This window comes from Bacillus sp. FSL R5-0431 (genome assembly GCF_038002985.1).
GTDB lineage: Bacteria > Bacillota > Bacilli > Bacillales > Bacillaceae > Bacillus.
Map to the genome: position 1 here is coordinate 597,603 of NZ_JBBOOG010000001.1, position 13,363 is coordinate 610,965.

13 protein-coding genes and 2 riboswitches are annotated in these 13,363 nt (G+C 44.5%); all 13 genes read left to right on the forward strand.

Annotated features, from left to right (window positions below; all coding sequences use genetic code 11):
* The first annotated feature begins 33 nt into the window (after nt 1-33).
* Nucleotides 34-930, forward strand: coding sequence for a LysR family transcriptional regulator (locus tag MKZ03_RS03025; RefSeq protein ID WP_340971855.1), 897 nt, complete (start codon nt 34-36; stop codon nt 928-930).
* 115 nt (nt 931-1,045) lie between these two features.
* Nucleotides 1,046-1,147: riboswitch (purine riboswitch) on the forward strand.
* Between the two features lie 145 nt (nt 1,148-1,292).
* Nucleotides 1,293-2,618 carry an NCS2 family permease gene (locus MKZ03_RS03030; RefSeq protein ID WP_034664933.1) on the forward strand — a complete coding sequence of 442 codons (1,326 nt, stop codon included), beginning with the start codon at nt 1,293-1,295 and terminating at the stop codon, nt 2,616-2,618.
* 379 nt (nt 2,619-2,997) lie between these two features.
* A complete protein-coding gene (locus MKZ03_RS03035; RefSeq protein WP_275718550.1) occupies nt 2,998-3,798 on the forward strand; it encodes a hypothetical protein in 801 nt (266 codons plus the stop codon).
* Between the two features lie 202 nt (nt 3,799-4,000).
* Nucleotides 4,001-4,555 (forward strand): DUF2179 domain-containing protein, encoded by a 555-nt coding sequence (locus MKZ03_RS03040; protein WP_024424505.1) that lies wholly within the window; start codon nt 4,001-4,003, stop codon nt 4,553-4,555.
* Nucleotides 4,552-4,752, forward strand: a complete 201-nt coding sequence (locus MKZ03_RS03045; protein ID WP_012009137.1) for an NETI motif-containing protein — start codon at nt 4,552-4,554, stop codon at nt 4,750-4,752. The genes MKZ03_RS03040 and MKZ03_RS03045 overlap by 4 nt, the downstream gene beginning before the upstream one ends.
* Nucleotides 4,753-4,831: 79 nt before the next feature.
* Nucleotides 4,832-4,933, forward strand: a riboswitch (purine riboswitch).
* Between the two features lie 169 nt (nt 4,934-5,102).
* A complete protein-coding gene (gene purE / locus MKZ03_RS03050; protein ID WP_058015578.1) occupies nt 5,103-5,591 on the forward strand; it encodes a 5-(carboxyamino)imidazole ribonucleotide mutase in 489 nt (162 codons plus the stop codon).
* Nucleotides 5,584-6,726 (forward strand): 5-(carboxyamino)imidazole ribonucleotide synthase, encoded by a 1,143-nt coding sequence (gene purK / locus MKZ03_RS03055; protein WP_341030882.1) that lies wholly within the window; start codon nt 5,584-5,586, stop codon nt 6,724-6,726. The genes purE and purK overlap by 8 nt, the downstream gene beginning before the upstream one ends.
* Complete coding sequence (gene purB, locus MKZ03_RS03060) at nt 6,723-8,018, forward strand: adenylosuccinate lyase (protein WP_034664786.1); 1,296 nt, start codon at nt 6,723-6,725, stop codon at nt 8,016-8,018. Before purK ends, purB begins: the two co-directional genes overlap by 4 nt.
* A 72-nt stretch (nt 8,019-8,090) precedes the next feature.
* Nucleotides 8,091-8,813 (forward strand): phosphoribosylaminoimidazolesuccinocarboxamide synthase, encoded by a 723-nt coding sequence (gene purC, locus MKZ03_RS03065; protein ID WP_341030884.1) that lies wholly within the window; start codon nt 8,091-8,093, stop codon nt 8,811-8,813.
* A complete protein-coding gene (purS, locus tag MKZ03_RS03070; RefSeq protein WP_003214349.1) occupies nt 8,806-9,060 on the forward strand; it encodes a phosphoribosylformylglycinamidine synthase subunit PurS in 255 nt (84 codons plus the stop codon). Before purC ends, purS begins: the two co-directional genes overlap by 8 nt.
* Entirely contained in the window at nt 9,057-9,740 is a 684-nt protein-coding gene (purQ, locus tag MKZ03_RS03075) for a phosphoribosylformylglycinamidine synthase subunit PurQ (protein WP_060595681.1), read from the forward strand. Before purS ends, purQ begins: the two co-directional genes overlap by 4 nt.
* Nucleotides 9,724-11,955 carry a phosphoribosylformylglycinamidine synthase subunit PurL gene (gene purL, locus MKZ03_RS03080; RefSeq protein WP_106072532.1) on the forward strand — a complete coding sequence of 744 codons (2,232 nt, stop codon included), beginning with the start codon at nt 9,724-9,726 and terminating at the stop codon, nt 11,953-11,955. The genes purQ and purL overlap by 17 nt, the downstream gene beginning before the upstream one ends.
* Nucleotides 11,931-13,361: an amidophosphoribosyltransferase gene (gene purF, locus MKZ03_RS03085; RefSeq protein ID WP_341030885.1), complete on the forward strand. Its 1,431-nt coding sequence runs from the start codon at nt 11,931-11,933 to the stop codon at nt 13,359-13,361. The genes purL and purF overlap by 25 nt, the downstream gene beginning before the upstream one ends.
* The last annotated feature ends 2 nt before the right edge of the window (nt 13,362-13,363 follow it).

A 13,363-nucleotide genomic window follows, 5' to 3' on the forward strand; every position in this document is an offset into this window, starting at 1 on the left:
GATGTTTTTCATGAAGGAGATGAGTGAATACTCATGAGCTTTGTTCGCTTTGATATTATTGCAAAAGTGGTCGAGCTTGGCAGTTTTACCGCAGCAGCTGAAGCATTAAATATGACGCAGTCCGCGGTCAGTCATGCGGTGGCAAGTTTAGAAACGGAGTGGGATGTGTCTTTATTCATTCGCGACCGAAAAAAGGGCATTATGCTGACAGACATCGGTCAAACCCTTCTCCCGCATATTAGAGAAGTGTTAAATAGGGTGGAGAAGATTCAGCAGGAAATTGCGTTAACGAAAAATATCGAAACGGGCTTGATTCGTATCGGAACATTTGCCAGTGCATCTGCTTGTTTATTGCCTAAGCTGCTTGTGAGCTATCAGAAAAAGCATCCGAAAATCGAATTTAAATTTTATGAGGGAACGTATGAAGAAATATTAGAGTGGCTGGACTCTGGCATCATTGATGTTGGTTTTGTTGTGAAAGGCCATGCAGATGAAGCCTTCGACTTGCTGCCGCTGATCAAAGATGAGATGGTGGTCGCCTATCATCCAAATCATCGATTTCACCGGCAGTCCATTGTAGATATCACAGATTTGGCGGATGAACCGTTTATTATGCCGACTGGCATGTATCAATCACATGTAGAGGATATTTTTGCTGAGGCTCAATTGAAGCCAGCTACTTTATTTGAAGTACACGATTGTACGACCATTGCTCGTATGGTTGGGGAAGGGCTTGGTGTCACAATAGGTCCTGAGCTGTTTTTAAAAACGCAGCAGCTTGTGCACATTCGACAGTTGAATGTCTCTCATCACCGCGAGGTTTCGCTCGCCTGTCCTTCTCTCTCCCAAGCTTCTCCGGCAGTGAAAGAGTTTTTCCATGTGGCCGAAACGGTTTTTGTAAAAGAGAAGGATTTAGAGAAGGGTGTATAAAGAACTAGATGTGATTTTCCAAATTCGTGTAATAAGACGAATGAAGCGGACATTTCTTTGAAAATTGTTCGCTTTTCGTATTGTGTTTTAAAAATGAAGTTGGTACAATAGACACAGAAATCAAATAGATAGAAGTCGTATAATCGCGGGGATATGGCCCGCAAGTTTCTACCAAGCTACCGTAAATGGCTTGACTACGTCAATTCACACTCGTTTGATATAAATCATGCATTGTTCTTGTTTTATGTCACGGTCTGAATTCACACTTGTAGTCAAGCGTCCCAAAACTGTTGGGGCGTTTTTTATTTGACTTGTGAATGGGACAGACTAAAGCAAAAGGACATGAAGGGAGTCAGTTGGCTTTGAAACAGTTTTTTCAGTTTGATGAGTTAGGAACGAATTACCGCAGAGAAATCATCGGTGGTTTAACCACATTTTTGTCGATGGCTTACATTTTGTTTGTCAATCCGATCACACTTGCTTTAGTGTCTGTACCGGATTTTCCAGATAAATTACGAATTGATCAGGGCGCTGTCTTTACAGCGACGGCGTTAGCCTCTGCCGCAGGGTGTATTCTGATGGGGTTGATTGCCAGGTATCCGATTGCAATTGCACCAGGTATGGGTTTGAATGCCTTCTTCGCCTTCTCGGTTGTTCTTGGCATGGGCATCACATGGGAAGCAGCACTTTCTGGTGTGTTTGTTTCAGGATTGATCTTTGTTGCCCTTTCTTTAACAGGTTTCCGTGAAAAAATCATCAATGCCATTCCGGCTGAGCTGAAGCTGGCGGTTGGTGCGGGTATTGGCTTGTTCATTACGTTTGTCGGTCTGCAAGGCTCTGGCATTATCGCCAATAATGATAATACGCTCGTTTCGATTGGAAACATTCACAGTGGTCCTGTCTTATTAACGGTGTTTGGTATCGTTGTGACCGTCATTTTAATGGTTCTTCGAGTGAATGCAGGTGTCTTCATCGGGATGCTTGTGACAGCTATTGCAGGAATGATTGTTGGTCTTGTCCCAGTACCGACGCAAATTGTGGGAAGTATTCCAAGCTTATCTCCAACCTTTGGACAAGCCTTGATTCATTTGCCAGAAATCTTCTCGATTCAAATGCTTGTCGTGATTTTAACGTTCTTATTCGTTGGGTTCTTTGATACAGCAGGAACGCTTGTGGCTGTTGCAACCCAAGCTGGTTTAATGAAAAATAATGAGCTGCCGCGTGCAGGAAGAGCACTTCTGGCGGATTCATCTTCAATCGTTGTAGGTTCTGTCCTTGGAACATCGACGACAACGTCTTATGTTGAATCCAGCTCTGGTGTAGCTGCTGGTGCGCGATCTGGATTTGCAGCTGTCGTAACGGGTATTTTCTTCTTGCTTGCGATGTTCTTCTCGCCGCTATTATCCATCGTTACATCGAATGTGACAGCACCTGCTTTAATCATTGTCGGTGCACTGATGGTGGCTCCGCTTGCGAAGATTGCCTGGGATCGTTTTGAAATTGCAGTACCAGCCTTCTTAACGATGATTATGATGCCACTCACATACAGTATTGCAACAGGGATTGCGGTTGGCTTTATTTTCTACCCGATTACGATGATCTTTAAAGGGAAAGCCAAAGAAGTACATCCGATTATGTACGGATTGTTTGTGATCTTTATTCTCTACTTTGCTTTCTTAAATCATTAATTGTTGACAAAGGGTTAAAATGATCTTTATTTTAACCCTTTGTCTTCTTTTTTCAGTGTGATAGAAAACCTTTGCAGTCTAGAAAGGACGAGCACTGACGCGGAGCGAATTTGACATTCGTGAGCATCAGCGCGCAGGACTGACAAAGAATGCGAGGGTTTGTCTACACGCTGAAGCAGTAGCTCATGGAAGCTGCTGTTTTTTTGTTTTGTCTAATTTTCTTACCATTTTAAAACCTCTGCTGCCCTTTATCCGTCTATTCGTATGAACGTCAAGGCATCTTGACTGAACAGAGAGACTCCGCTACTTTAAGAGGAGTCATCCGAACAGGACATTCGTATGAGCCTGTTTGGATTGTGCTGGATAGGAGTTGATATGAATGTTAGAAAAAGATCAAGAGCAAAGTACATCAGACTTAAAAAATGAAGAGCCATCAATAGATCAAGAAACGAGGCAATCCCGCCTCAGCAGAAGTGCCGCAAAACGTGGAAGAACCTCGAAAGCAAAAGCAGCAGCGGCTGATGAGCGTTCTGCCATTCAGCGTATGCTGCAAGGTGTAGGAGGCGCGTTTAAGCGCTATGGCTCATATGGACTTGCGATGTTAAAATCACCGAGTCGAGCAATCAATCAAGCGGAAACATTACGGATGAAGTACGCCTGGATTTCGATTGTGTTATGCAGCGTGTTTTTTGCTTTAGGCAACTATGTTCAATTAAAGGCGTCAAAGACCCGTTTATTAGGCTTTGGCATTCATTACTCTTTTGGTGACGCCTTTTTGAGGATAGCGGTCTTTACACTCATCCTGTTGACATTGATGATGCTTACCGTCTGGTTACTCGGAAAGTACATGCTAAAAGGAAACATATCACTGAAAGAAGTGATCATGAAGTTTGGTGCCGCCCTTGTGCCGGTTTTGGTTTTATCCATCCTTTGGCTTGTATTTGCCATGATGAATATTCCATATGTGACGGTCATTTTATCTGTGATGATGTTTTTTGGTCTCCAGTTGATTGCGGTCGTACTCTTTCGCTCGATTCAATCGGAGCATGAAGCGGTGCGCGGTGATTTGATGTATGCGGGCTGGATCTTTTTATTGGTGGAGCTTGTCATCATTGCACTACTCTGGAGCATTGTCGGAGAGTATTTGATTCCATCACTTGTTCCTGTTCGATTTGGATAAACACACTGAAAGCCTCCTTTTTTGAAAAAGGAGGCTTTCATGTTGAGAAGAGGAAAAAACGGGTAAACTCTTGGTAACAAAGACCACCTTTGTTGTCGAAAGATATATGTGTTTTTCTCGCGCAAATTTGATTGTATCAAGGTATGTTCTCTAGTAGAATATGGGGTGCTTTATTTGATTTTTAGTGCAGGGGGTTCGAATCGTGCTTCAACAACTTTTATCCAATGCGTTCACCATGGTTTTGATCATTTTAGTGATTAATATTGTCTATGTTTCTTTTTCCACTATGCGTTTGATTTTAACAATGAAAGGCAGACGGTACGCAGCTGCTTTTGCTGGTACGATTGAAATGCTTATTTATGTCATTGGGTTAAGTATCGTACTTGATAACTTAGATCAAATACAAAATGTCATTGCGTATGCGCTAGGTTATGGAATGGGGATCATTGTCGGGATGAAAATTGAAGAGAAGCTGGCACTTGGCTACACAACTGTTAACGTGATCACAAAAGAATTGGATGTCGATCTCCCAAGACAATTGAGAGAAAAAGGATATGGTGTCACCAGCTGGGTAGCAGGCGGTCTTGAAGGAGACCGGACAGCATTGCAAATTTTAACACCGAGAAAATATGAACTGCAATTATATGAAACGATTAAAACGCTGGATTCAAAGGCATTTATCATTTCGTATGAGCCCAAATCGATTCACGGCGGCTTCTGGGTGAAGGCTGTGAAGAAAAGGAGAATTAAAGAATGACCGCAAAACCAAAGAAGAAGAAATTCTATGTGGAAGACAACATGACGATTGATCAAGTGTTGTCCCAGATGGCAGCGGAAGGCTACTCGCCTGTCCGACGAATGGAGGAGCCCATTTTTCAGGAAAAGAAGGAAAATGGGTCGATTCAGATCATTCCGATTGGGAAAAAAATCGTATTTGAAGGAAAAATAGTCTAAATCCGAACATTAAAACGACGACTTCGTAGATTGTTCGATAAATCCGTTGACATCATGAACATCCGTTGTTAAGATAAACATGAAATCATAACACGAGCCTCATATAATCTTGGGAATATGGCCCATAAGTTTCTACCCAGTTACCGTAAATGACTGGACTATGCAGGATAGTGAACAAAACTGACATGGCGTTTCAAAAGCGAACAGCGCTTACCATGGCCCGGTTTGTGTTGCTTCCTAACAATGCAATGCAAATCGGGCCTTTTTGTTCGGCGTTTGACAAGCTGCTTAGGTTTGGGAAGCGTGTCAAACGATACAAAATCGAATATCAGCTTAAAGGTGGGGACAAAATGAAGCCGCTTGTAGGTGTCATCATGGGAAGTACATCTGATTGGGAAACAATGAAAAATGCGTGCGATATCTTAGAGGAATTAGACATTCCGTATGAAAAACAGGTGGTATCCGCACATCGGACACCTGACTTGATGTTTGAATATGCGGCAGAAGCAAGAGGTAAAGGACTAAAAGTCATCATTGCCGGTGCTGGAGGCGCAGCACATTTACCGGGGATGGTCGCAGCGAAAACGACACTGCCGGTCATTGGTGTGCCCGTACAATCAAAAGCACTAAATGGGCTGGATTCCTTATTATCCATCGTTCAAATGCCAGGCGGTGTACCAGTTGCGACAGTGGCGATTGGCAAAGCCGGTGCAACAAATGCAGGGCTTCTTGCCGCGCAAATGATTTCAGCATTTGATGAAACAATCGCTGCTCGCCTTGAAGAAAGAAGAGAGCAAACAAAACAGACTGTACTAGAAAGCAGTGATCAGCTTGGCTAAGCAGACCATTTTTCCAAACGCAACCATCGGTATTATCGGCGGAGGACAGCTTGGCAGATATATGGCCGTCAGCGCAAAGCAAATGGGATACCGGGCAGCTGTGTTAGATCCAGTCGCACAATCTCCTTGTGGACAGGTTGCTGATACAGAAATCACAGCTGCATATAGTGACCTCGAAGCGATTCGACAGCTGGCAGAAATCAGCGATGTCGTGACATATGAATTTGAAAATATTGATTATGATGCACTTAATCAATTGAAGGAAGAAGCCAATTTACCGCAAGGAAGTGAACTTCTTCTTTTAACTCAAAATCGTGAAACGGAGAAAAAAGGGATTGTAGACGCAGGCTGTGAAGTCGCGCCTTATCGCATCGTTCATGATAAAAAAGAGCTGAAAGACGCAGTAACCGTTCTTGGTTTGCCAGCCGTGCTGAAAACATGCAGAGGCGGCTACGACGGAAAAGGACAGTACGTGATCAAGGAAAAAGGACAGCTTCATGAAGCAGCAGCATTGCTCACACATGGAACTTGTATTTTAGAAAGCTGGGTCCCATTTCAAATGGAGCTCTCGGTGATCGTCACTCGTTCTATTCATGGGGAGATTGCGGTATTCCCAGTCGCTGAGAACATTCATAAGCACAACATTTTGTTCCAAAGCATTGTGCCTGCAAGGGTAGAGGAACGCATTCAGGAGAAGGCAAAAGAGCTGGCAACGACACTGGCTGAAAAGCTGGGGCTAGTCGGTACACTTGCTGTAGAACTGTTCCTGACAAACGAGGGAGAGCTGCTCGTCAATGAACTGGCGCCTCGCCCGCATAATTCTGGTCATTATACGCTCGATTTATGTGAGACGAGTCAGTTTGAACAGCACGTTCGCGCGATATGCGGTTTGCCGCTTGGCGGTACAGCCCTTTTCTCAGAGGGCATGATGGTGAACTTATTAGGCGATGAAGTGGACATCCCAACAGAGCATCCTGAGCTTCTCAAAGAAGCGAAGCTTTATCTATATGGAAAGCATGAAGTAAAAGCCGGCCGCAAAATGGGTCACATGACATTTATGAAACAGCTTGATGATGAATGGATGACAAACATCACAAAGATATGGACTGAAAGAGATGGAGGAAACGGGAAATGATCGAACGTTACGCACGACCAGAAATGTCAGCAATCTGGACAGAGGAAAACAAATTTAATGCATGGCTTGAAGTAGAAATTCTCGCTTGTGAAGCTTGGGCAGAGCTTGGTGTTATTCCGAAAGAAGACGTTGTGACCATGCGCAAGAATGCAAGCTTTGATATTGATCGTATTCTAGAGATTGAACAAGACACGCGCCACGACGTGGTTGCCTTTACGCGTGCTGTATCTGAATCTCTAGGAGAAGAAAGAAAGTGGGTTCATTACGGGTTAACATCTACAGACGTAGTGGATACGGCGCTTTCATATTTATTAAAGCAGGCGAACGATATCTTGCTCAAGGACATTGAGAGATTTGTTGACATCCTAAAAGAAAAAGCAAAAGAGCACAAATATACCGTCATGATGGGCCGTACACACGGTGTACACGCTGAACCGACAACATTTGGCCTGAAGCTTGGTCTGTGGTACGAAGAAATGAAGCGTAACCTAGAACGTTTTAAACAAGCAAAAGCTGGCATCGAGTACGGCAAAATTTCTGGTGCTGTTGGCACATATGCGAACATCGACCCGTTTGTTGAGCAATATGTATGTGAGAAGCTTGGCATCAAAGCTGCACCAATTTCCACCCAAACCTTGCAGCGTGATCGTCATGCAGATTACATGGCTACTCTTGCACTCGTCGCAACAAGCATTGAGAAATTTGCTGTTGAAATTCGTGGACTTCAAAAGAGTGAAACACGTGAAGTCGAAGAGTTCTTTGCAAAAGGACAAAAAGGATCATCAGCAATGCCGCATAAACGGAACCCAATCGGCTCTGAAAACATGACGGGAATTGCCCGCGTGATCCGTGGATATATGCTGACAGCTTATGAGAATGTACCACTTTGGCATGAGCGTGATATTTCTCATTCGTCTGCTGAACGCATCATTTTACCAGATGCAACGATTGCACTGAACTACATGCTAAACCGTTTTTCAAACATTGTGAAAAACTTGACGGTCTTCCCTGAGAACATGAAACGCAACATGGACCGCACACTTGGCTTGATTTACTCACAGCGCGTTCTTCTTGCATTAATCGATACAGGCATGGCACGTGAAGAGGCATATGATACGGTTCAGCCAAAGGCAATGGAAGCGTGGGAGAAGCAAGTACCATTCCGTTCATTAGTAGAAGCGGAAGAGAAAATCACATCACGCTTAACACCTGAACAAATCGCTGACTGCTTCGATTACAACTATCATTTGAAAAATGTCGATATGATTTTCGAACGTCTAGGTCTTGCGTAAGAAAAGGGCCGCCTGCTTGTCAGGTGCCCAATCCTGAAAATTGCCAACATTCAAATTAGGAGGCCAACCTGAATGACTGTGAAACAAGAACTTCTCTACGAAGGCAAAGCGAAAAAAATCTATCAGACCGATGACGAGCATATTTTATATGTCGAATATAAAGACTCAGCGACAGCATTTAACGGCGAAAAGAAAGCTGAAATTGAAGGCAAAGGCAGACTGAATAACGAAATTTCAAGCTTAATCTTTCAAATGCTGCATGAGGAAGGGATCAACAATCACTTTGTGAAACGAATCTCTGAAACAGAACAGCTCATTCAAAAGGTGCAGATTGTTCCGCTTGAAGTAGTAGTACGAAATGTGGTGGCAGGCAGTATGTCAAAGCGCCTTGGCATTCCAGAGGGAACGAAACTGGATACACCATTGATCGAGTTTTACTACAAGGATGATGCACTCGGCGATCCGCTCATTACAGAAGATCATATTCACATTTTACATGCAGCGACACCAGAACAGGTCGAGGAAATGAAACAGATCACAAGACAAGTGAATGAAGAGTTAAAGCAAATCTTCTCAGACTGCCATGTAAATTTAATTGATTTCAAGCTTGAATTCGGAATAGATCACGAGAATCGTATTTTGCTGGCTGATGAGATTTCACCTGATACGTGCAGGCTTTGGGACAAAGATACAAACGAAAAGCTTGATAAAGACGTGTTCAGACGAAACCTGGGCGGCTTAACGAATGCATACGAAGAAATTTTCAAAAGACTTGGAGGCCATAAACATGTATAAAGTGAAAATTTTTGTCAGCTTAAAAGAGAGCGTTCTTGATCCACAAGGAAGTGCCGTGCAGCACGCCTTGCACAGCATGTCTTATCAGGAAGTAAAGGATGTCCGTATCGGGAAATACATGGAGCTTGTCATTGAAAAATCAGATCGTGATTTAGACACAGTCGTCAAAGAAATGTGTGAAAAATTACTGGCCAACACGGTGATTGAAGATTACCGCTATGAGGTGGAGGAGGTTGTCGCACAGTGAAGTTTGCAGTGATCGTCTTGCCTGGCTCTAACTGTGATATCGATATGTACCATGCGATTCAAGATGAGTTAGGTGAACAAGTTGAATATGTATGGCACGACGAAACGAGTCTAGACGGATTTGACGGTGTACTCGTACCAGGCGGTTTCTCTTATGGGGATTACTTAAGATGTGGTGCGATTGCTCGTTTCTCAAACATCATGCCGGCGGTGAAAAAAGCAGCTGCGGAAGGAAAGCCTGTTCTTGGTGTTTGTAACGGGTTCCAAATTCTTCAGGAGCTTGGCATTCTTCCAGGTGCGATGAGACGAAATAAAGACTTGAAATTTATCTGTCGTCCAGTTGAACTCATTGTAGAGAACAACGAAACGCAATTTACAAGCGGCTATCAAAAAGGCGAATCCATTACGATTCCTGTAGCGCACGGTGAAGGCAACTTCTACTGTGATGAAGACACTTTAGCGAAGCTCATTCAAAATGGCCAAATCGCTTTCACTTACGGAGACGATATTAACGGCAGTGTCAATCGAATTGCAGGTATAACGAATGAAGAGGGCAATGTACTCGGCATGATGCCGCACCCTGAGCGCGCGGTTGATTCATTACTAGGCAGCGCAGACGGACTTAAATTGTTTCAATCTATCGTGAAAAATTGGAGGGACACTCATGTCACTACTGCTTGAACCAAGTCACAAGCAAATTAAAGAAGAGAAATTGTATCAGCAAATGGGATTGAGTGATGAAGAATTCGCTTTAATCGAATCCATTATTGGCAGGCTGCCAAACTACACAGAAACGGGCATTTTTTCTGTCATGTGGTCAGAGCATTGCAGTTATAAAAACTCAAAGCCTGTCTTAAGCAAATTCCCGACAAAAGGAGAGCATGTTCTTCAAGGTCCTGGGGAAGGCGCTGGAATCGTTGATATTGGAGACAACCAAGCGGTTGTATTTAAAATCGAATCACATAACCATCCATCTGCGATTGAACCGTATCAAGGAGCGGCCACAGGTGTCGGCGGAATTATCCGTGATGTATTCTCCATGGGTGCGCGTCCAATTGCTGTATTAAACTCTCTTCGTTTTGGTGAACTGACTTCACCGCGCGTGAAGTACTTGTTTGAAGAAGTAGTGGCAGGGATCGCAGGCTATGGAAACTGTATCGGAATTCCAACAGTCGGCGGAGAGGTTCATTTTGATCAAAGCTATGAAGGCAATCCGCTCGTAAATGCGATGTGTGTTGGATTAATCAACCATGAGGACATCAAAAAAGGGCAGGCCAAAGGTGTCGGCAACACGGTCATGTACGTTGGTGCTAAAACGGGACGTGACGGTATTCACGGTGCAACATTTGCGTCTGAAGAATTTTCTGATGAATCAGAAGAAAAACGTTCAGCGGTTCAAGTCGGCGATCCGTTCATGGAAAAGCTGCTGCTTGAAGCGTGCCTTGAAGTCATCAAAAACGATGCGCTCGTTGGGATTCAAGATATGGGAGCGGCTGGCTTAACAAGCTCAAGCGCGGAAATGGCAAGTAAAGCAGGTTCTGGAATCGAGATGAATCTAGATCTCATTCCGCAGCGTGAAACAGGTATGTCGGCATACGAAATGATGCTGTCTGAATCGCAAGAGAGAATGCTGCTGGTCATTGAAAAAGGCCGCGAACAAGAAATCATTGATATTTTCGAAAAATACGATCTTGAAGCGGTATCAGTCGGTCATGTGACAGACGATAAAATGCTTCGTTTACTCCATCAAGGTGAAGTCGTATGTGAGCTTCCTGTTGACGCTCTTGCAGAAGAAGCGCCGGTTTATCACAAGCCGTCAAGTGAGCCTGCATACTATCGTGAGTTTTTAGAAACAAAAGTTGAAGCTCCAGCCATCACAGATGCAGCCGAAACGTTAAAGCAGCTCCTCCAGCAGCCAACAATTGCGAGTAAAGAATGGGTTTATGATCAGTATGACTACATGGTTCGGACAAATACCGTCGTTGCACCGGGCTCTGATGCGGGCGTTTTAAGAATCCGTGGAACGAAAAAAGCCCTAGCGATGACAACAGATTGTAACGCACGCTATCTCTACCTTGATCCAGAGGTCGGCGGGAAAATCGCCGTCGCAGAAGCAGCACGTAACATTGTCTGCTCAGGCGCGCGTCCGCTAGCAGTGACAGATAACCTGAACTTCGGTAACCCGGAGAAACCAGAAATTTTCTGGCAAATAGAAAAGTCAGCTGACGGTATTAGCGAAGCATGCCGCACGCTAAGCACACCAGTTATCGGTGGGAACGTCTCTTTATATAACGAATCAAATGGAACAGCGATTTACCCAACTCCAGTCATTGGAATGGTTGGTTTGGTTGAAGATACTGCTCATATTACGACTCAATCGTTCCAGCAGGCTGGCGATGTGATTTTCGTCATTGGTGAGACGAAGGAAGAATTCGCAGGCAGTGAGCTTCAAAAGATGACAGAAGGCCGTATTTACGGAAAAGCACCAGACATTGATTTGGATGTAGAGCTGACGCGTCAAGAAGCTCTGCTAGCCGCGATTCAAAACGGTCTCGTTCAATCAGCACACGATGTATCTGAAGGCGGGCTTGGTGTAGCACTTGCTGAAAGTACATTTGGAACAGACGGTCTTGGCGCAGATATCCAAATCGATTTAAACAGCGAAGCTTCCTTATTCAGTGAAACACAGTCACGTTTTGTTGTCACAGTCAGACCAGAGCACCGCGAAGCGTTTGCTGCGGCTGTCAAAGATGCGAAAGAAGTCGGAACGGTCACAAATGATGGTGTATTTACCGTCAAAAATCAAGAAGGACAACAATGGATTCATGCAGCGGTCAACGAGCTTGAACGTGCATGGAAAGGAGCGATCCCATGCTTGCTGAAATCAGAGGCTTAAATGAAGAGTGTGGTGTCTTTGGGGTTTGGGGACACGAAGAAGCCCCGCAAATCACATATTACGGATTGCATAGCCTTCAGCACCGAGGACAAGAAGGTGCGGGAATCATTGCAACAAATGGTGAGAACCTGACATCACACAAAGGCCTTGGACTGATTACGGAAGTCTTTCAAAACGGTGAGCTAAAGGATTTGAAAGGAAAAGGGGCGATCGGACACGTTCGGTATGCGACAGCAGGCGGAGGCGGCTTTGAAAATGTGCAGCCCCTCTTCTTCCGCTCGCAAAACAACGGCAGTCTTGCCCTTGCTCATAATGGAAACTTAGTGAATGCAACGCAGTTAAAGCAGCAGCTAGAGAACCAAGGGAGCATTTTCCAGACCTCTTCTGATACCGAAGTGCTGGCTCATTTAATTAAGCGCAGCGGGCATATTGAATTAAAAGAGCAGATCAAAAATGCGCTGTCCATGCTGAAAGGAGCATATGCTTTCTTAATCATGACGGAAACAGAAATGATCGTGGCGCTTGATCCGAACGGCTTACGCCCGCTTTCACTTGGTATGCTTGGAGATGCTTATGTCGTCGCTTCTGAAACATGTGCATTTGATGTCGTCGGTGCTACGTATTTACGTGATGTGGAGCCTGGCGAAATGCTGATCATTAATGATGAAGGCTTGAAATCTGAGCGCTTCTCGATGAACATAAACCGCAGCATGTGCAGCATGGAATACATTTATTTCTCAAGACCTGACAGCAATATCAACGGCATCAATGTGCATAGTGCGAGAAAGAATCTTGGCAAAAAGCTTGCCGAAGAAGCGCATGTCGAAGCAGATGTTGTGACAGGTGTACCAGATTCCAGTATTTCTGCAGCGATTGGATATGCCGAAGCAACAGGTATTCCGTATGAGCTCGGTTTGATTAAGAACCGTTATGTCGGCCGGACGTTTATCCAGCCGTCTCAAGCATTGCGTGAGCAGGGCGTACGGATGAAGCTGTCTGCTGTGCGCGGGGTTGTCGAAGGAAAACGTGTCGTGATGGTGGATGATTCCATCGTACGCGGTACAACGAGCCGCAGAATTGTCACGATGCTAAGAGAAGCGGGTGCGACGGAAGTCCATGTACGCATTAGTTCACCGCCAATCGCGCATCCATGTTTTTATGGAATTGATACGTCCACACACGAAGAGCTGATTGCTTCTTCTCATTCAGTGGAAGAAATTAGACAGGAAATCGGTGCAGACTCCATTGCATTTTTATCTGTAGACGGTTTAATGGACGGGATTGGCAGGAAGTATGATGATCCGCAGCGCGGTCAGTGTTTAGCATGCTTTACTGGTAAATACCCGACTGAAATTTATGAAGATACAGTTCTTCCGCATGTGAAGGAAACGGTCCTGACGAAATAATC